Origin of the sequence: Pseudomonas agarici (assembly GCF_001543125.1) — a bacterium.
Classification (GTDB): Bacteria; Pseudomonadota; Gammaproteobacteria; order Pseudomonadales; family Pseudomonadaceae; genus Aquipseudomonas; species Aquipseudomonas agarici.
Map to the genome: position 1 here is coordinate 3,133,280 of NZ_CP014135.1, position 18,776 is coordinate 3,152,055.

At 53.2% G+C, this 18,776-nt stretch carries 19 protein-coding genes and 1 pseudogene; 16 read left to right on the top strand and 4 right to left on the bottom strand.

Features of this window, described 5'->3' with window-relative positions; all coding sequences use genetic code 11:
• The first annotated feature begins 156 nt into the window (after positions 1–156).
• The 13 genes from AWM79_RS13670 to AWM79_RS13725 all read left to right on the top strand — a co-directional run bounded on the left by AWM79_RS13670 (position 157) and on the right by AWM79_RS13725 (position 11,688).
• Positions 157–570 carry a DUF2000 domain-containing protein gene (locus AWM79_RS13670; RefSeq protein ID WP_060783073.1) on the top strand — a complete coding sequence of 138 codons (414 nt, stop codon included), beginning with the start codon at positions 157–159 and terminating at the stop codon, positions 568–570.
• Positions 571–618: 48 nt separating this feature from the next.
• The gene (locus tag AWM79_RS13675) at positions 619–1,392 is read left to right on the top strand and encodes an iron-containing redox enzyme family protein (protein WP_017132270.1); all 774 of its coding nucleotides are present in this window, start codon (positions 619–621) and stop codon (positions 1,390–1,392) included.
• An 86-nt stretch (positions 1,393–1,478) separates the two neighbouring features.
• Positions 1,479–2,726: an ATP-grasp domain-containing protein gene (locus AWM79_RS13680; protein WP_060783074.1), complete on the top strand. Its 1,248-nt coding sequence runs from the start codon at positions 1,479–1,481 to the stop codon at positions 2,724–2,726.
• Positions 2,723–3,970 carry an MFS transporter gene (locus tag AWM79_RS13685; protein WP_060783075.1) on the top strand — a complete coding sequence of 416 codons (1,248 nt, stop codon included), beginning with the start codon at positions 2,723–2,725 and terminating at the stop codon, positions 3,968–3,970. Before AWM79_RS13680 ends, AWM79_RS13685 begins: the two co-directional genes overlap by 4 nt.
• A 42-nt stretch (positions 3,971–4,012) precedes the next feature.
• Positions 4,013–4,798, top strand: coding sequence for a 2OG-Fe(II)-dependent halogenase WelO5 family protein (locus AWM79_RS13690; RefSeq protein WP_017132274.1), 786 nt, complete (start codon positions 4,013–4,015; stop codon positions 4,796–4,798).
• Between the two features lie 35 nt (positions 4,799–4,833).
• Positions 4,834–6,429, top strand: coding sequence for an ABC transporter substrate-binding protein (locus tag AWM79_RS13695; protein WP_017132275.1), 1,596 nt, complete (start codon positions 4,834–4,836; stop codon positions 6,427–6,429).
• Positions 6,426–7,454 carry an ABC transporter permease gene (locus AWM79_RS13700; RefSeq protein WP_026013208.1) on the top strand — a complete coding sequence of 343 codons (1,029 nt, stop codon included), beginning with the start codon at positions 6,426–6,428 and terminating at the stop codon, positions 7,452–7,454. The genes AWM79_RS13695 and AWM79_RS13700 overlap by 4 nt, the downstream gene beginning before the upstream one ends.
• A 1-nt stretch (position 7,455) precedes the next feature.
• Positions 7,456–8,307: an ABC transporter permease gene (locus AWM79_RS13705; protein WP_060783076.1), complete on the top strand. Its 852-nt coding sequence runs from the start codon at positions 7,456–7,458 to the stop codon at positions 8,305–8,307.
• Positions 8,304–9,269, top strand: a complete 966-nt coding sequence (locus AWM79_RS13710) for an ABC transporter ATP-binding protein (protein ID WP_017132278.1) — start codon at positions 8,304–8,306, stop codon at positions 9,267–9,269. The genes AWM79_RS13705 and AWM79_RS13710 overlap by 4 nt, the downstream gene beginning before the upstream one ends.
• An 11-nt stretch (positions 9,270–9,280) precedes the next feature.
• Positions 9,281–10,108 carry an ATP-binding cassette domain-containing protein gene (locus AWM79_RS13715; RefSeq protein ID WP_060783077.1) on the top strand — a complete coding sequence of 276 codons (828 nt, stop codon included), beginning with the start codon at positions 9,281–9,283 and terminating at the stop codon, positions 10,106–10,108.
• A 64-nt stretch (positions 10,109–10,172) separates the two neighbouring features.
• The gene (locus AWM79_RS26090; RefSeq protein ID WP_074861917.1) at positions 10,173–10,406 is read left to right on the top strand and encodes a 2Fe-2S iron-sulfur cluster-binding protein; all 234 of its coding nucleotides are present in this window, start codon (positions 10,173–10,175) and stop codon (positions 10,404–10,406) included.
• Positions 10,407–10,422: 16 nt separating this feature from the next.
• On the top strand, positions 10,423–11,043 hold the full coding sequence (locus AWM79_RS13720) for a nitroreductase family protein (RefSeq protein ID WP_017132280.1): 621 nt from the start codon (positions 10,423–10,425) through the stop codon (positions 11,041–11,043).
• Positions 11,044–11,064: 21 nt separating this feature from the next.
• A complete protein-coding gene (locus AWM79_RS13725) occupies positions 11,065–11,688 on the top strand; it encodes a LysE family translocator (protein ID WP_017132281.1) in 624 nt (207 codons plus the stop codon).
• On the opposite strand, the gene AWM79_RS13730 is transcribed toward AWM79_RS13725, so the two are convergent.
• Together AWM79_RS13730 and AWM79_RS13735 are read right to left on the bottom strand one after the other, a co-directional pair.
• Positions 11,666–12,565: a LysR family transcriptional regulator gene (locus tag AWM79_RS13730; RefSeq protein ID WP_060783078.1), complete on the bottom strand. Its 900-nt coding sequence runs from the start codon at positions 12,563–12,565 to the stop codon at positions 11,666–11,668. The two genes, AWM79_RS13725 and AWM79_RS13730, sit on opposite strands and share 23 nt — an antisense overlap.
• 802 nt (positions 12,566–13,367) lie before the next feature.
• The gene (locus tag AWM79_RS13735; protein WP_167375428.1) at positions 13,368–13,628 is read right to left on the bottom strand and encodes a DUF4238 domain-containing protein; all 261 of its coding nucleotides are present in this window, start codon (positions 13,626–13,628) and stop codon (positions 13,368–13,370) included.
• Between the two features lie 276 nt (positions 13,629–13,904).
• Here AWM79_RS13735 and AWM79_RS24415 point away from each other — a divergent pair.
• Positions 13,905–14,375, top strand: a pseudogene (locus tag AWM79_RS24415) (isocitrate lyase/phosphoenolpyruvate mutase family protein); the annotation flags it as partial.
• A 185-nt stretch (positions 14,376–14,560) separates the two neighbouring features.
• Here AWM79_RS24415 and AWM79_RS13745 read toward each other — a convergent pair.
• A complete protein-coding gene (locus AWM79_RS13745) occupies positions 14,561–15,268 on the bottom strand; it encodes an SDR family NAD(P)-dependent oxidoreductase (RefSeq protein WP_017132283.1) in 708 nt (235 codons plus the stop codon).
• Positions 15,269–15,424: 156 nt separating this feature from the next.
• On the opposite strand from AWM79_RS13745, the gene AWM79_RS13750 reads away from it, so the two are divergent.
• On the top strand, positions 15,425–16,312 hold the full coding sequence (locus AWM79_RS13750; protein WP_060783080.1) for a LysR family transcriptional regulator: 888 nt from the start codon (positions 15,425–15,427) through the stop codon (positions 16,310–16,312).
• Positions 16,313–16,468: 156 nt separating this feature from the next.
• On the opposite strand, the gene AWM79_RS13755 is transcribed toward AWM79_RS13750, so the two are convergent.
• On the bottom strand, positions 16,469–17,389 hold the full coding sequence (locus AWM79_RS13755) for a LysR family transcriptional regulator (protein ID WP_017132285.1): 921 nt from the start codon (positions 17,387–17,389) through the stop codon (positions 16,469–16,471).
• 108 nt (positions 17,390–17,497) lie between these two features.
• Between AWM79_RS13755 and AWM79_RS13760 the strand changes: the two genes are divergently transcribed.
• Positions 17,498–18,688, top strand: a complete 1,191-nt coding sequence (locus AWM79_RS13760; protein WP_017132286.1) for an MFS transporter — start codon at positions 17,498–17,500, stop codon at positions 18,686–18,688.
• Positions 18,689–18,776 lie beyond the last annotated feature (88 nt).

The window sequence follows — 18,776 nt, forward strand, 5'->3', positions numbered from 1 at the left end:
GGCTCATTGGTACATGTACGTATAAGTAAAAATCAAAAGTATCTTTAAATAATACCCCATTAATCTGCGGCGCTTTCCCCTGTAGAGTTCTGAACTGTCGGCGGCTCAAATACGATCCCGACGATAAAAATCGATACGATTTCGTGAGGAAAATGCATGCTCGATAAAAAGTGCGTCATTATCATCGACGAAACGTTGCCACTTGGGGTCATCGCTAATACTGCCGCAGTTATCGCTGCCAGCTTTGGAAAGCTTTACCCGCAGATGGTGGGCGGAAGCCTTATTGACTGGCAGGGACATGTACACGGTGGCATCACTACGATCGCATTGCCGATCCTAAAAGGCTCGCCAGAGCTACTCAAGGAAATGCGGGAACAGCTGCGCGAGTTAGAGCCGGAGCTAATGGTCGTTGATCTCATCAGTGCAACTCGTACAACTCGCTCTTACGAGGAGTATACCGAAGTCCTAGCACATGGGCCAGATGACGCAATTCAGTACCAAGGACTTGGGATCATCGGTAACAAGAAGTTGGTAACAAAACTTACTGGCAACCTGGGCCTTCTACGCTGAGCTAAATGCTCTACGTCATCAGCCTACTATCTGCAACGGAGATGCAATATGAATGAGAACCATAATGATATAGTGGCCCATCCGCGTTACTTAATTCCGGAGAGCACCTATGCGCATGATCATCCGGAAGTGATTTTCTGGACCAAGTACTTCATGACAGAAGCAGAAAAGCGCAATGTGTTTACCAATATTCAAGCGATATTGAATGTCCATCGCTCGCTTATGGCGGCAGAGACAATGGCTGCCGCTTGGTACGATTTCACTCGATATGTGCCGACCTTTATCACTAAAGCGGTGGCGCAGACTGACGACCCTGAGCGGCAGCATCATCTGATCCAGATCGCCTATGATGAGCTGGGTGGTAATGACAAGAACTATATTCATTCGAAGTTGTTCTTGGAAGCCTTAGATAAGGCAGGCATAAGGCTCGCGTCAAGTTCGTCTCCATCTTCGATCAAGGAGATTCTCAAGGTATTGGACGAGACGCTGGTTGGCACAAAGAGCCAGTACGGAATTGTCGGTCTTCTGCTGAGTTTTGAGATCTTCGCAGAAGAGAATATTGAGGCTTTGTTTCAGAGCCTTTGCTATGACGAGGCGAGCGAGTTAGCGTTGGCCGCTACGCCGTTTTTCAAGATACACCGTGCCGATGAGGCGGAGCACATCCGTCACTCTATTGCGAACTTCCTGCGCTTTTGCAAGACCGAAAGAGCTCGCGAAGAGTTTCGCGTGTCTTTCGACCAAGGCATCGATTTCTGGCATCGTTTCTGGGATCAGTGCGCGTGCTTGGTAAATCTCGAAGCGAATTCGCGTTCCTGCGCCTGACCTCGTCCCTACACCCGCTGTAATGCATCAATCAACCGGATACTTAATCCGGTTGATTGACCGCTCTCACGCCGGAGATCTCCAATATGAAGACCGTCGTTTTCATCGAAACAAACTTCAGCGGATTGGATGCTATTCGCTACTGCAACGAGGCGGGCTACCGCTCTGTATTAGTGACGGATAGTGTCGAGCGCTTTCGGAAGTGGTTCCCTGCGTCTGTTCTATACAAGCTTGATTTGGCGGATGCGATAGTCTCAGTAGACGACTCCAACGACTTCGAACAAGTACGCGCTGCTATTGAGAAACAGATAGGCCAAATTGATGCTTTGTTGACCTTTGCAGAGATACGTACTGCAGTCACAGCCAAGTTGTGCGCACATCTTGGTCTTCGCGGGGCCGATCCAGAAGCTATTGCTATAGCGCAGGACAAGCACCGATTTCGCCAAGTTCTGCAAGAGAGAGGTGTGGATAGCGTCAAGGCAGTGCGTATCGAAACAGTCGAAGAGTTACGCTTGCTTGGTGAGTCCATGACATTTCCCTGCTTCCTAAAGCCGGTACAAGGGCACTCCAGCATTGGCGCGATATTATGCGCCAGTAAGTCCGATATTGAGTCAGTAGTCGCTCGACTTAGCACGATTTCCGAAGACTGGATTTCCACGGCCTTTGTTGGCGAGGAGTTTCTTTCTGGTGACTTGGTGAGTGTGGAGATGCTTACGACGTCAGCGGGCGAGCATCAATTAGTTGGCATATCTGACCGTGATGTCGTGCACGGCAGCGTTGAGATAGGTGCATCCTTCCCTTTACTTAACGAAAATTTGCGCGAGATTCAATCTAAAGCGTGCTCGGCGCTGGACGCAATCGGTTATAACTTCGGGCCGAGTCACATCGAGATTATAGTCACCGCCGACGGCCCCCATTTGGTCGAAGTGAACACTCGAGTCGGCGGCAGCGGACACTCCATCATGCTGGACTTAGCCAGCGGCCACTCAATCGTTGGCGACTGCATCGAACTCTGTTTAGGTAGTCTGATATCTCAGCGCCCACTTTATGAGCCGCACCAAGGCGCGGCTTGGAAATGCCTAGTCAGTGAATTAGAGGGTGTGATAGCTAGCCTGCCTTCGGTTGAGTCGATAAAACACAATTTCCCATCTGTACGCGAGGTCTGGCTGCACCATGAGGTGGGTGACAGCATCGACGGTACGCATTCCAACTACAGCTGGATCTTGCAGGTCATGTGCGTCGGCCGTGATCAGCAAGAGGCCAAGAGCAACGCGGCCCAAGTGATCGACTTCGCCTCTCAGCGCACCGCCATAAAACAGCAGGAAACGGCATGATCGGGCTCAATCGGGGGCGCCTCAATCTGCTACTAGGCAGCGCGGCGTTTACATTGTCTTCGGCTGGTTCGGTACTGTTGCACATCGTCTTAGCGCTGGCCGTCTATAAACAGACTGGTTCAGCCCTGTTGACCTCGCTATTCGTGTCGCTGCAATGGCTGCCTGCCTTCCTGGTAGTGCTCTTCCGGAGTGATTGGGAGCACGGGCTTGATCCACGGGTACGCTGGTATCTCCTCGATCTGCTATCAGCCGCGCTGACACTCCCAATATTTTTCATCGCTGATGGGCAAAACTATTTGGCTATTGTGTTGGTTCTGCTGATCCGTGGCGTGGTAGACCAAATTAACCGCATCAACAAAACTATCGCAACGCGAGTTTTTTTTCCTAAAGAAAAGGCAACTCACTATGCGTCCTTTCTGCAGTCCAGCTATCATGTAGGCATCGGTCTAGCGGCAATGGCGGGAGTTTTTTTCGCTAGCTATATCGACCTCAAAATAGTTGTGCTGATCGATGCGTTTACTTTCGTGCTTTCCGCCGGGCTTATATGGCTAACTCGCTCAATATCCGAACTAGTCAGGGCAGATGCTGTTTCTAATAGTTCTTTGGCCGCTCGTTTTCGGGAGTATCGTCAAGCTCTGTCCAATGATCCTCGTCTACTCCTTTGCGCTGCATTGATGCCTTTGACAGCAACTTTCTTCCAGGGTACCTACAGCGTACTGCAGCCGATTTTCCCTGTGTCTCGTTTTGGATTTGATGTATCAGCAGTATCCGTATCGTACGTGCTGGCAAGCATCGGCATTGTAATCGGCTCGTGGTCATTCAGTCTATTTTGTAAAAGGTTCAGGCTCTTTGAGTGCTCTTTTTACAACTCTAGGATGTTGGCAGTAGGCTGCTCAGCGCTCGCTGCTGCGTTATACATCGGCGTTGTTAGCGCACCTACTCCGTTACTTAGCGCAGTATGCTTTTCGTTGATGATCGTGGTCTTCGAATTTCTCTGGATGATGGGCTATGCCGGTACCGTAGCCTTCGCCCCTGCCAGCCGACTGGGTTCTGTCTTCGGCATCTCATTCGCTTTAGGTTGCTTGTTTGCCAGTCTCCTTTCGACGCTGCTTGGCTTGGTATTGGATTTCTTCGGTAATAATTATTTTTACCTCATCGCGTTGCTGATGTTCGCTTATTTATCGTGTGTCGTACTTTTACTGCGACCAGAACAGAGTGTTGCAGCTGTTCCTGTCCAGGACTAATACAGAATGTTCTAACCGAACAACCAAGAAGGAACGTCAAAAATGGGTAACTGGATTACGTCTGAGTTGTGCGAGCTGAATGAGGAGAACATGAACCTTCTTCTCGATTTTAAGATCCCAGGAATCATTGTCAAAGAATTTCTACCCGTTGAATTGTGCAAGGAAGTCGCGAGGAGTCTTGTGGCCTTAAGTTTTGACACCTACGACCACCTTAAAGAGATTCCCGTTAATCACATTGGGCTTTGCCATAACCAGTGGGCGAACGATCAGAAAGACGTCTATTTTGGAAAAAAGCAACAAGCCCAATTGGTGATCGACAACATCTACGAGAAACTGAGCATTGATCCGGTCAAGATGGTCACCGAGACGCTCACTCAAAGAAGTGGCCGCCCGGCTGCGATATTCGAAGAGCCCGGTTTCGGTCGCTACTTTGCTGGTGCTTTCCGTAGCTTTCGCGGGCACGGGAAACTTCACGTCGATCATGCCCCTACTCACATACTAAAGCCTTGGGCGGTGACTGAGATTAGCCGGCAGATGACCTGGAATCTCTATTATTCGCAGTTGGACAGCGGAGGCGAGCTCGTCATTTACGACACCATTCATACGTCTCAGAACGAGCCGATGAAGGTTGCTGGGGACTACTACTTTCCTTACGAGGTGCTGGAGGGCAAGGACCGCATAAGCCTTATACCTACAGTGGGCGACCTGATTATTTTCAACACCCAGAACTTCCACGAAATCCTAGGCAACAGCAGTGGTGGTCATCGTGTCTCACAGACATCCTTCATCGGCATAAAGGCAGATGGTTCATTGGGGTTGTGGTCGTGAAGGCTTCTTACGGTTCGAGTAATGGAGGCAAGAAAATGAGATTATTCAGGCGTATGGCCCTCGGTATAGCAGGATTGCTTTCACTGCCAGCGCTAGCCGCGCAGACGCTGGTTTACTGTTCTGAGGGCAGTCCAGAGGCACTAAACCCGCAGCGCACTCTGTCTGGTACAGCGCGCAACGCGACTGCTACCACTATCTACGATCGTCTCGTCGATTTCGAATCTGGCACTACCAATGTCGTCCCCTCGCTAGCGGAAAGCTGGACCATTTCCGAGGATCGCAAGGTCTATGAATTCACCCTGCGCCGCGGGGTTAAGTTTCAGAAGACGGATTATTTCACGCCGACGCGGGAGCTGACGGCAGACGACGTGCTTTTCTCGATCAACCGCCAATTCGACTCCAGCCATCCCTACCACCGCGTTGGCGGCGGAAGTTATCAGTACTTTCAGGGCATGGGTATGGATAAGTTGATTGCTCGGGTTGAAAAGCTTGACGAGCATCGTCTACGAATTGTTCTTAACCAGCCGGAGGCGCCTTTCCTGGCAGACATGGCTATGCCATTCATGTCGATTCTCTCTGCTGAGTACGGTGAGCAGTTAATGGCGCACGGTACACCTGATAAGATAGACCAGTTGCCGATCGGCACAGGTCCTTATCTTTATCGTAGTTACCAGAAGGACAGTGTCCTGCGTTTCGCCTCGCACCCTGGCTATTGGGGAGTGCCAGCTAAGATCGAAAATCTGGTGTTTGCGATCACTCCCGATCCTAGTGTTCGTCTTCAGAAGATGAAGACTGGTGACTGTCAAATCGCTGTTTCGCCGGCACCGGCCGACCTTGACGCAATACGCAAGGACAAACGCCTAGTTCTCGATGAGGCTGAGGGAATGAATGTCGGCTACCTGGCGATGAATGTAGAAAAGGCGCCGTTTAACGATGTAAAGGTGAGGCGTGCAATTGCCCATGCGCTGAATAAACAGAACTACATCAATGCTGTTTATCAAGGGACCGGTGAAGTTGCTATTAATCCCTATCCGTCCAGCCTATGGTCATATACCCGCAACGTCTCCACTTATAATTATGATTCCGCTTTGGCGCGTAAGCTATTGGCCGAAGCTGGCTATCCCGATGGGTTCAAGACCACGCTATGGACCTTGCCCGTTAGCCGTCCTTACAATCCTAATGGGCGCAAAATGGGAGAGATGATGCAGGCAGACCTAGCCCGTGTGGGTATCCGGGTGGAGCTTGCGACCTTCGATTGGGGTACCTATCTGGACAAGGTGAAACGCGGTGAGCACCAGATGGTCCAGTTAGGCTGGTCCGGAGATAATGGCGATCCCGACAACTTCCTCTATACCCTGTTAAGTTGTGATTCGGTCACCCGCGGTTCAAACAACTCGCGCTACTGCTCAGCAGAGTTTGATCGGTTGATCAGCCAGGCACGTGTCGAGTCGGACCAAGTGTTGCGCGCTAGCCTCTATCAGCGGGCGTTAGGACTATTGAGCCAGGACGTACCGGTAATCCCTATCGCACACTCGAAGGTGTACAGGGTGCTAAGTCCGAAGCTGGCAGGATATAAGATGAATCCATTTGACATGGATTACTTCTCCCTGCTGTCGTTGCGTGATCAATGAGGTGGTGGATGGCTCGTGCCCAAGGGCTATTCGGAGTGTTACCCACTCTATTCGGCATCAGCCTAATCGCTTTCTTCGTGATCCGCTTTGCGCCCGGTGATCCGGTCCTACTGATGATTGGCGAACGCGGCGCAGACCAAGCTCAGTACAGACAGATGGTCGAGCGCCTCGGACTCGATGAGGCGCTGCCGCTGCAGTATTTGCACTTCATGGGGAACGCGTTGCTTGGCGACTTGGGCACATCCGTGGTCAGCGGTCGCACGGTGCTTTCCGAAATCTTATCGAGGTGGCCAGCGACTATGGAACTGGGTTTCGCAGCGATAGCGGTTGCTCTCATAGTCGGTGTGCCAGCGGGAGTACTCGCCGCTGTCAAGCACGACACTTGGTTTGATCGATTGGTAACAATGGTTTCTCTGGTCGGCTATTCGATGCCGATTTTCTGGCTGGGCTTGGTGCTCATCCTATTGGTTTCAGTCTTGCTAGGCTGGACCCCTGTATCCGGTCGTCTTGGAATCGAGTATGAGGTTCCCGTTAGGAGCGGCTTCCTGTTAATCGACACTGTATTCCCCGATGTTTTTCGGGCCTATGGCCTGGCTGCGTTCTTCAGCGCGTTGCATCACCTCATTTTGCCGTCTTTAACCATGGCGGCGGTACCGTTGGCGGTGTTCGCTAGGATCACTCGCAGCAGCATGCTTTACGTTCTCGGCGAAGACTATATCCGAACCGCGCGCGCCAAGGGATTGGCCGAGCGGCAGGTTATCTGGAAGCATGCGTTGAAGAATGCTTTGCTGCCGATCATCACAGTAGGCGGTCTGTTCTTCGTCAGTGCTGCCATAGCGGGCGCCATTCTTACCGAGTCTATCTTCGGGTGGCCAGGTATCGGCAACTACGTTGTCAGTAGCGTTAACGCCCGTGATTATCCAGTAATCCAAGGCTGCATCCTGTTAATAGGGGTGTTAGTGATCGTGACAAACCGGGCAGTTGACCGGCTCTATCGCATGGCCAATCCGAAAATGAGGAGCTGAGATGCGCAATGTCTTGCCATTGTTTCCCTTTTCTCTAAATAGTTCTGGATCCCTTGGTCTGCTGACGATCTTAATGATTATTGCGTTCTGCCTGTTCGGTCCGGTTCTGTTTGGGCTAGAACCCTATGAGATGAGCGACGACCTACTTTCAGCCCCGAACTGGCTGGGCGGCAATGGCGGCGTTCTAGGTACCGACGACCTGGGGCGCGATCAGCTTGCACGGCTGGTCTATGGTGCGCGCAGTTCGTTGGCTATCGGCGTAGTGGTGGTATTTATTTCCTGCACTGTCGGTGCGCTGCTTGGTCTCTACGCCGCCTGCTTTGGCGGTGCGGTTGATCGGGCTATTACGCGCCTCGTCGATGTGATTATGTCGTTGCCTAGCATCTTGCTAGCAATCGTAATAGTTGCGGTACTTGGACCTGGGCTAGTTAATGCGATGTTCGCCGTGGCCCTTGTCTCCATGCCTCGTTTCGTAAGGATCGTTCGTGCGGTAGCGCTTGCGGAAATGCAGAAGCAGTACATCTCGGCCGCACGAACTTGTGGCGCATCGACGCAACGAATTATCTGGAGTGAGGTGTTGCCCAACTGTTGGGGGGCGATAATCGTCCAGGCCTCACTGGGGTTCAGCGACGCGATCTTGGAGATTGCCGCCCTCGGTTTCCTGGGGCTTGGTGCACAGCCGCCCACCGCAGAGTGGGGCGCAATGTTGGCCGACTCGCGCGCCTTCATTGCTTCCGAACCTCAACTAATGTTATTCCCTGGGCTGTGTATCTTCCTGACTGTGATCAGTTTCAACCTGCTTGGCGATGCATTGCAGGATCTCCTTGATCCTCGGTTGGGGGGCAGACGATGATCGTTTCGGTGGAGAAGCTTTGCATTCGCCTGCCACTGGCAGGTCAGATGCGCAACGTGGTTCGCGATCTCAGTTTCACCGTCGCCGCAGGCGAGACCCTGGGCATTGTAGGTGAGTCCGGATGCGGCAAAAGCCTGACCAATCTCGCACTAATGGGACTATTGCCGGCAGGGGCTGAAGTATCGGCCGAGCGCCTCGATTTGTGCGGCCGAAATCTACTCGCACTGTCAGGAGCTGGCGACTGGAGGAAAGTACGCGGACGTTGCGCGGCGATGATCTTCCAGAATCCGATGGGTTCTTTGAACCCGGTAATGACGATAGGCACGCAGTTGGCGGAGGCCTTGTGGCTGGCCGATCAGGAAGCTTCTCGGGCTACAGTTCGCGAGACGTTGCTGGCGCTTCTTGACCAAGTCGGCATTCTGCGTCCAGCGGCGCGCGCCGAGGCCTATCCGCACGAGCTCTCTGGCGGGATGGCACAGCGGGTGATGATCGCTATGGCGCTAGCGCTAAAGCCAGCGCTCCTAATTGCCGACGAACCGACTACCGCGCTTGACTCCACTACCCAGTGGCAGATCATGGATCTGCTCTTGCGTCTTCGGGATGAAAAAGGCATGGCCATGATGCTGGTATCCCATGATATTGGTTTGGTTAGTGCCTATGCCGATCACGTCCAGGTCATGTACGCCGGTGAACTGGTCGAACATGGCCCTGCGAACGAGTTGCTGGAGCAACCTAGGCATCCCTACACTCGGGGCCTGATTTCGTCTCAGCCTGGCTACGTGGGCAGAGCGCGCAAAACTCTCCTTCCTGCGATTGGTGGGCAAGTTCCTTCTCTTGACAGCGAAACAATCGGTTGCCGTTTTGCCAGTCGCTGCTCATCGGTTAGAGAGCAATGCGGTGCGGAACAAACGCTTCGTCGTCCCCACGGTACTACGAACGTTATGGTCCGTTGCAATCAATGAGGAGAAGCAAAGTGCCTAACCGAAATGTCTTGTTGTTCGAGGGGGTAACTAAAACTTTCGAAACTGCTTCCGCCGCAGAGGCGGTAAAAGCCGTGAGCGAAGTTTCGTTGCAAGTGAGGCGTGGTGAGACGCTGGCGATCGTCGGCGAGTCCGGCAGCGGAAAATCCACCCTAGTACGTCTGCTGATGAAACTCGAATCGCCCAGCTCTGGACGGATTTGTTTGGATCAAGGAGGCGTGGCCTGTGACATCGCTGAAATCGCCACGGGTGATTTCTATCGTAGGGTACAGATGGTATTTCAGGACCCATACGGTTCGCTGAACGGGCGCGGGCGTGTATGGGAGATAGTCAGCGCCGGAGTGGCTAACTTGGGTTTGAAACGTACGCGCGCTGACCTCCGCGAAGCCGCGGAGGAGGCTTTGGCGTCGGTGGGGCTGCCTGCAGCATATCTGAACGCCTATCCAGACCATTTGAGCGGTGGTCAACGGCAGCGGGTCTCCATAGCCAGGGCGCTAGCGGCGAGGCCCGAGATTTTAGTGCTGGACGAGCCGCTTTCCGCGTTGGACGTCTCGATACAAGCGCAGATCGTCAACCTGCTATTGGAATTGCAGGAACGTATGAGGTTGACTTATTTGTTCATTTCACACGATCTTGCCGTCGTCCGACACATCGCTGACACAGTCGCGGTTATGCGTTCTGGCCAGTTGGTTGAGGTTGGACCAGTCGAAGATGTTATTGATCGCCCCACACACACTTACACCCAAGCGCTGGTAGGGGCCTCATTCGTTGTCCGATCAGTACGTTCTGAACCTGAAGAGCAGGAGCTTTTCCGTACGTAGAAGCTTCGTCTCTGCAGATTAGAGGTATCGCATGAGCAAGACTCTGACACCTCCACTCGGGTATATGACGTTACAAGTACGCTTCAACGGAGTGTGCGACCCACAAAGAACTCTGCTGGAGAATATCGAGGCTATGGGGCTTCAGATCCGGAGCGCTTGCTGGCGCGGACGCTGTGGATCTTGCAAGGTACGGCTCGAGGTAGGTGGATTGCATCCGGAGCGGCATATTCTTGAGAACGGCTACGTCTTGTCCTGCTGCTCCCTTCTTACCAGCGACGCTTCCGTCGTGGTTGACTAACCTGTAAGGACTCTCAATGATCAATTTTCACAGTATTCTCGGACGTCGCTCCCAGCCGCTGATCGGCGGCGAGATAGACCGCGACGAGTTGCGAAGTATTCTGTCTTGCGCATTAACCGCGCCAGATCACAAACGGCTCAGACCTTGGCGTTATATTGTATGTCATCCTGAGCACAAGGAGGTCTTGACTTGGTTGATCGTCTCCAGCCTGCCGGAAACCTCCGCGGACCTGCGAGAGAACCAGGTCGAGCAGGTTCGGCGCAAGCTCGGCTTTGCTCCGCATATTGTAATCTGCTTGCTAGAAATTAATCGCTCTTGCACGGTGCCGGAGGTAGAGCAAGTGCTATCCGCAGGCGCGGCGATTCAGAACATGATCATCGCGGCCGAAGGGCAAGGCCACAAATGCTACTGGAAGACAGGAGAGTGGGCCTATAACATGAGATTACACGAAAAACTTTCCCTCAACCCCGATACCATAATTACTGCATTCCTGGGCTTCGGTAAGAATGCCGAAACTGCCCATACGCCTAGGTCGATGGCGCGTGCGGCATACGCCGACCATTTCATCTCGGTTGAAGAGTTGGTCACCCCGGCTTATTTAGCTGAGGCTGTCGAACTTGGGTTTCCTCGATTCTGACCACGCTACGGAGAACATAAAATGGAGTTTGCGCTAATTTTAACGATGAGCATGTTTTCGCTGAGTATGTCCATCTCCCCTGGCCCGGTGAATATGGTGATAATCGCCTCCGGGGCGAACCACGGCTTCTGGAGGACTTTTCCGTTCGTCTCTGGGGCGACAATCGGCTTTACGCTGCTGCTGATTTTCGTAGGGTTTTGGTTCCTCAGAGTGATTGAGAGCTACCCGGTGTTTTTTGAGTACTTAGGTGTGGCCGGGTCAGTCTTCATTATCTACGTAGGCTACAAGATTGCATCGTCGCGTCCTGAGTTGGTGGTGGAGAAGGGCGATGTCCCTAGTTTCATGCAGGGCTTCCTGCTCCAATGGCTCAACCCTAAAGCATGGGTCGCCTGCGCTTCCGGCGCAGCACTTTTCTCGAGCCCTCATACGCACACCACGCTGATAACCTTTATGGCGATTTATTTTGTAGTCTGCTACATATCGCTGGCCGCTTGGGCGGTGCTGGGAGATCGGGTTTCAGTTCTGCTAAACGGTACCATGCGCATTCGTATATTCAACTTGGCGATGGGCGGTATGTTAATTGCTACCGCTTTTTACATGTTCTACCTGCAGTTCTTCGCCTCTACTCCAGCGAACGGGAGCTGAACGAGTCGTATATGTCATTAATGAGCGTATATGCGATGCTGCTAGTTGTAATGTTTGGCGGCCATACAGCATAGACTTTCAGGGGGTCCAGTATCCACTCTGGAAGTACCACAACGACCTCATTTCGTTGAATGCCTTCGCAGCTTAGAAAATTCGGCGGAGCAGCGAGCCCGACCTTGAGTTGGGCAAATCGGTAGGAGGCTTCCACGCTGTCCACGCGAAGATGAGGCGTATACTTTATTTGTGCTACCTCTTCGCTCCCCACATGCCGGAACAACCTTGTGTTTGGTCGCATAGTAAGGCCAATCCATTTCATCGATTCGAGATCGCGAGGGTGTTTAACTGGCTCGCTTTCGGCTAAAAAACTTTTGGCTGCAATTACTTGGCGGGGCAATGCAAACAGGTGGCGCGCTTTCAATGAGCTATCAGGTAGCTCACCGATGCGAAAGGCAACGTCGATGCTCTCAGCAATTATGTCGTGGCGACTGTCGTTGCAGGAAATGCTAAGACAGACATCAGGGTACTTTTCAATGAAATTTACTATGTGTCTAGTAAACTCACTGTTTATGAAAACGGCGGGGATAGAAATACGTAGATTATTTTTGGTTGAAATGGAGCGTTGTTTGAAGTCGATTACACCTTTTTCGTAAAGCTCTAGCATGGATTTTGCTGTTTCTAGAAGCTTAGTTCCGTCGTGAGTAAGCGAAAGCTTACGAGTATTACGGTAAAGCAGTGCGCTGCCTAAGTTTTTTTCTAATTTGGAGAGATGTAGGCTCGCCGTCGCTGTTGCAAGTCCCAGTGCTTCAGCACCGCCGGATATTGATCCTACCTCTACAATTTTCGCGAACACGATCAAATAGCGTATATCTTCAATCATCTATATTCAACTCAGCAACGAGGCATCCAGGGTAAGGCTACGAGTCCTTTCGATCAGTAACGTAGCATTCCTGATAGGCTCAGGAAATGCTTTCGTCAAAAAAGTCGTTTTTTGACAAGCTTAGGTCTTATATATCTAGGAAAGCCGAGCTATATCAGTATGTTACAATAGCTTGTGCGTTCTAGAGTTTTTAGCATGCCTGCATGCTAGCCCCAATTTGTCCTTAACGCCTTAGAAAAAGATAAAGCATAAGTTGAAAAAGTATAAATTTTTTGTGGCTGAACTATGAATTTGAAGCATATTCAGGCTGTCAATATCGGCTTTTTGCCGGATATCAATCTGTGGCATTTTGTTGAACACAGGTTTGTACACATTGATGTCGTAAAGGAAAATTGCCGTCCTGGGGTTTATTGGAAAATAAATCTAAAGGCTGGAGTTACGCATGCCCAGCACTCATCTACCCTTTATGTTCTTCTGGAAATAGTTTAAATATATTACTTGAGCATCGCCAATATAAATTATCGTTAGTTCTGTTTTTTAGTAATGTCAACCCGAGGTCGGCTAAGAGTTGTGCATTTTTCAATGCCTCCATTATCTGAATTTTTTGAATTTCAGACATAATTGGGATGGCCACGACACTTTCTTTAATCCTCGCTCGATCCTCTTCCGAAAGGCTTTCACTAGTATTGATCGCGATTTATAACATCATGTTAGCCCATTCCTGATCTGTTGATTCTTGGTCAAGCCTAGTGGCCAGCGTTCTGGATCTCTGAAACACAATACCCTGTATCACCAGGATTGTTTATTCTAGGGAAAACTGATCGAAAAACTTGGTGTCTTTCAGCTTTTTTAATTCCGGTAAAAATAAGTTCTCTAACTCGCTAATCCTTTCTTCTATTTTCTTGTCGCCGTAAAAATAGCTTTTCGACGCTTGGTCTCTAATGGAAGCGGCTGGGACGACTTTTCCATCTGTTAATCGTAGCAGAGGAATAAATTTTTTGTCGTTAGAGAAAAACCTAAAATAATATTGTGGTACGAAATACTGGCTCTTTTTATCCTCCACATCTGTCCCCTTGTCCACCACAAGAAAAGCAAGGCTTTCACAGGCGAAGGTTTCGAGCAGGGCGAATTAATCGCCGCATCCCCGGTGGGTCAGTTTTGCATCGGTACTGACACTTCATTAACATAGGCTCGGCTCAGTCATTGCACGCACAGAGGCATTTGGGCCGAATGGCAGCCCGCTCGCCATAGCCCGGCTAGACGGGTCACAGCGCCTTGGCCATGGACGTGTGACATCCGAGCTTGAGCTAACGAACTCACCGTACAGGCCGCTAGAACCCATCAAGATGGCGATAAGCTGCCCATCGAGCTGTTGAGCAGTACGGTCGGCTCGATGGCTCGATGGCTCGGGTGCTCAGCGTGCCGCTGACGGTGGATATCGAAGGAGGCTATTCGCACGACCTCAGGCAAGTCGCCAAAGTCATCGCCACCGTCGTCGACGCCGGCGCGGTCGGGATCAATATCGAGGATGGAATCGCGACGCCAGAGCGGCTTATCCACAAGATCGACACGGCCCGAAAAGTCGCGAACGGGGGGCAACTTGTTCGTCAACGTGAGCTGCGACGTTTACCTTAAGAGGTGCGCATGGGTGTGCGGCGCTTGAGCGTGGGTTCGGCCATCGCTGAGTTCTTGTATGGTGCCATGGGGGGGGATTCGTGGCTTCCTGGAAAGCGGTCAGCTCGACACTCACGATTTGAAAGCGCACACCTACGGCGAACTCAACGCGCTAATGGCCGGCCAACCCGAGTGATGCTGGCGCCGCATCCCCTGGCAGTATCACCGGTGCTCGACAGTCTTCATGTCGAGGTGAAGCCAGGGATTGGCGGGCAGCTATTCATGGCTTTGAACTGCACCGCCGATGGGTAACGACCCACAGAACTTGGGCCGATACTCTGATTCTCTTGCGGTCAACCCGCAACGCTGCCCCGCACCCGCCTACTGGCCGGCGTGCCGACCACCGTCGACGTGCAGGACTTCTCCCGTGATGAACTCCGCGGAGTCCAGGAATACGATGGCATTGGCCACTTCGTCCGTCTCGCCCATACGGCCCAATGGATGGAAGCTGGCAAACAAATCGTGATGTTCCTCGGAATGCATTGGCGTCTTAATCATACCCGGCGCAACGGCGTTCACCCGGACGCCATGTTTGGCATATTCGATCGCCAATACGCGAGTGGCTGCATTCAGGCCGCCTTTGGTCAACGCCGCCAGCGCCGTGTAGCCACCGCTGCTGCCATTTCCAATGCTGCCTGTAACAGTCACTACATGGCCGCTCGCCTGCTTTTCCATTTCGGCAAGGGCCAATTGGGTAATGTGATAAAAGCCCGCCATATTGACGTTCATCACGGCGTCGTAATCCTCGAGGGTGTTCTCGGTGAAAGGCTTGCCGATAAAAATGCCGGCGTTGTTGACCAGTGTGTCCACACGGCCGAAGCGTTCGACGGTTTCGGACATAATGCGCTTCGCGGTGGCGGGGTCGCCGATATCGCCAGCAATGGTCACGATATTCGGATCATCTGACGGCTTGATCGTGCGCGAGGTCGCAACGACGCGATAGTCAAGTGTGCGAAATGCCTTAACGATTGCGGCGCCTATGCCTTGTGACGCGCCGGTGACGATGACGACCTTTTGTTCACTGCTCATGTTTTAGCTCTCCGGGTGGGTGGACCGACCTACTGGCATTGGAGGAGCATCGCGGCTGTTGCTCGCTATCAGGCTTCATCCAGGATCGATCGCTTGCTGGGTTGGGAGTGATACTAGGGTCATTTACGATTCTTAAAAATCCGCTATTCTTTATCAATGACTGATAAAAAACGCACAGAAGTAGATTGGCAGGATGTCAGGGTCTTCCTCGCGCTAGGTCGGCACGGCAGCCTATCGGCGGCCGCTCGGGCACTTTCGGTCAATCACGCAACCGTTGCGCGTCGCATCCAATCTCTGGAAGCAACGCTGGGCGAAAAGCTGGTCGAGCGCCGATCCGACGGTTATGTCCTGACGCCTTCGGGGGTTCGCACAATGGATGCCGCCAGCCATATGGAGGCGGCCGCCCAGACACTGGGTCGTGGAGGTAGCGACGATCCGCTCACAGGCCTGGTTCGCGTAAACGCCCCGCCGGGCCTGAGCCAGGGGTTCCTGATTGAGCATCTGTCCAAACTGCCGGTGATGTACCCCGGCCTTGATATCGACCTGGCAGCCGGCCTGCGTTCAATCAGCCTTGAACGGCATCAAGCGGATATCGCCGTGCGAGTGGGTCGTCCGCTGGACGGTCACTTTATTGCCAAGCCGTTGGGGCATCTGGCCTTCGGTTATTACGGTACCGATGAGGTGTGCCTGGCCGTCGAAAGCGGGCGCGCGCCCAGCTTTATCAGTTTCGATGAAGAAAATTCGGACATTCGGGAAGCTCGCTGGCTTGCGCAACATTTCCCTTCTGCACGTATCACCTTTCGGACCAACAACCACCTCGCTCAGGCCAAGGCAGCGAGTTCCGGTGCGGGGCTGGCGCTTGTGCCGCACTATCTGGGGCGTCAGGAGCCCAACCTGCGAATCTGTCGACTGGACAGCGTGCCGCCTGAGCTGGATATCTGGCTCCTAATGCGTCCACAGGACCGAAAAGATCCGCCCATCCGAACGGTTGCGGATTACCTGCAATCCATCTTTGAACGCGAGCGCGCGCTGTTTGCCGATTAGCCGACAGGGACACGCGAAACGGTCTTTGGCCGTTTTCGAGGCTCGCCCGTATTCCAAGAGGAGTGTCGGCTTTGGACCCTGGGAGCCGGCAGTGTCGGTCGGGCTCGGGAGTGCCCGAAGAACCTGGGCGCCCAAAGCCGTTAAAGAACGAAGTATTCAGCGACGCCCCGCAGGGGTGAGATTTGCCCCGAGGTAGGCTATCAGGGCATTGACCTTGGGCAACGCCTCGCGACTCTTGAGCCATACCAGATTCATGGGCAGACCTTCGGTGGAAAGGTGGGGAAGAACCTCCATCAGGCTGCCGCTTTTCAAATGTGTCTGAACCAACCATGTAGGCAGTTGGGCGATGCCCAGACCGGCCAGGACAGCCATCACTTCTCCTTCTCCATCCGCTACTGCAATGTGCGGATGCATAATCCTGCGCTCCATATCACCCGGTTGACGGCCTTTGAAATACCAGGGAATCGCCATTCCGTCGTTCTGGCCATAGCCGACACAGAGGTGGCCGTCCAGATCCGATTCCGACTGGGGCCACCCGTAACGGCGGAGGTAATCGGGCGAGGCGCAAAAAATAAGTTTCTGCGTGCCGAAAAATTGGTGTCCGAGAGACGTTGGCCATGCATCCGAACCGCCAATCCTGACAACGATGTCAATGCCCTCGTGTACCGGGTCGACGTAACGATCCGAAAATGACACATGCGGCGATAGGCGTGGGTGTTGCTTCACGAAATCTAGAACTAGCGGCAGTACGTGCAACCGCCCATAGGACGCAGGCAAATCAATGCGTACCTTGCCTTGGGGCTCGGTCTGAGTCGAGGTCAGGGCAATTTCGACTTCTTCCAGATCCGAAAGCACCGTCGTGCAGGTACGGTAGAACGTATCTCCCGCTTCGGTGAGTGACAGGCGGCGCGTGGTGCGCTGGAACAAACGGATGCCTAACCGTCTCTCCAGGCGTGCGATGCTCTTGCTGACGGCGGAGGTGCTCAGGTTCAGGCGTCCGGCTGCCGCGGTAAAGCTGCCCAGGTCGGCAACGATCACGAAAACATCGATGCCTTTAAGGCGTTCAGAGGAAAACATGGCTGCCCCGATTGATGAATTCAATTCCACTCAGTTGATAAAAACCAGCCAAGATCAAACACAGTTTCTCCAATAGGCTATGTGAAAACCTATGTGGAGTTAAGTGTCATGCATTCGTCGTCAGTGGCAGACGCCACGCTGTCCCCCGCTGAAACGTCACGTTCAGGGCTTCAGATCCTGATCATGGCGGTCGCGGGCTTCATTATTGTCACTACCGAATTCGTGATTGTCGGCCTGTTGCCGGCGCTGTCTCGAGGCCTGAACATCTCTATCGCCTTGGCTGGCCAGGTCGTTACCTTGTTCGCCTTTACGGTGATGCTGTTCGGGCCGGTGCTCACCGCTAAGCTGGCTCATGTGGAGCGTAAGAAACTCTTCACCTTGATACTCATGGTGTTCGCCGCTTCCAATGTTTTGGCGGCGGTCTCCCCTAATATCTGGGTGCTGGCATTGGCTCGCTTTATTCCTGCCCTGGCGTTGCCGGTATTTTGGGGGACTGCCAGTGAGACCGCTGGGCAACTTGCCGGGCCCGGTCAATCGGGTAAGGCTGTTGGCCAAGTGTACCTGGGCATTACAGCGGCGCTGGTCTTCGGCGTGCCGTTGGGTACCCTGGCCGCAGACTTCGTCGGCTGGCGTGGAAGCTTCTGGATCCTGGCGGTGGTCGCCCTGTTCATCGGTGTACTGATGCATCTGCTGATGCCTAAGCTTCCGGTCTCCGGCAGCTCGCACCCCGACCAGAAGCAGACAGCGATTTTACGCCAACCGCGCTTCCTGGCCCATTTGCTGTTGTCGATCCTGACCTTCACCGCGTTGTTCACCGCCTACACCTACCTGGCCGATATCCTTGAGCGACTGGGTAACATTCCTGCTGGCCAAGTTGGCTGGTGGCTGATGGGTTTCGGCGCAATCGGCATGCTCGGTAACCATCTGGGTGGCAGCATGGTAGACCGTAAGCCGTTGGCCGCCATGGTGCTTTTTCTGGTGCTGGCGGGTGCCGGCATGCTTGCCGCGATACCGCTTGCCCCTCATCACATCTGGCTGGTGGTCGCACTGGTAGTGTGGGGTATCGGCTATACCGCTCTCTTCGTTGTGTGCCAAGTGCGGGTCATGCAGGCAGGTGCACAAGCTCAAGCCCTGGCTGCCACCATGAATGTTTCTGCGGCCAACGCAGGCATCGGCTTGGGCGCGACCCTCGGCGGTATCGGTATCAGCCACTACGGTCTGGGTTCGATCGGCGTCATCGCTACCCTGATCGCCGCCCTGGCGGTCGCCGTCGCGTTGATGATGATGCGTCGCCGGTAATCATCCCGACTCCAGCTTGTGGATGTCCAGTTGCACCCCTGGCGCCGAGTGACGGGGAATGGGTGGGCCAAGATCTGAGAAAAGTTGT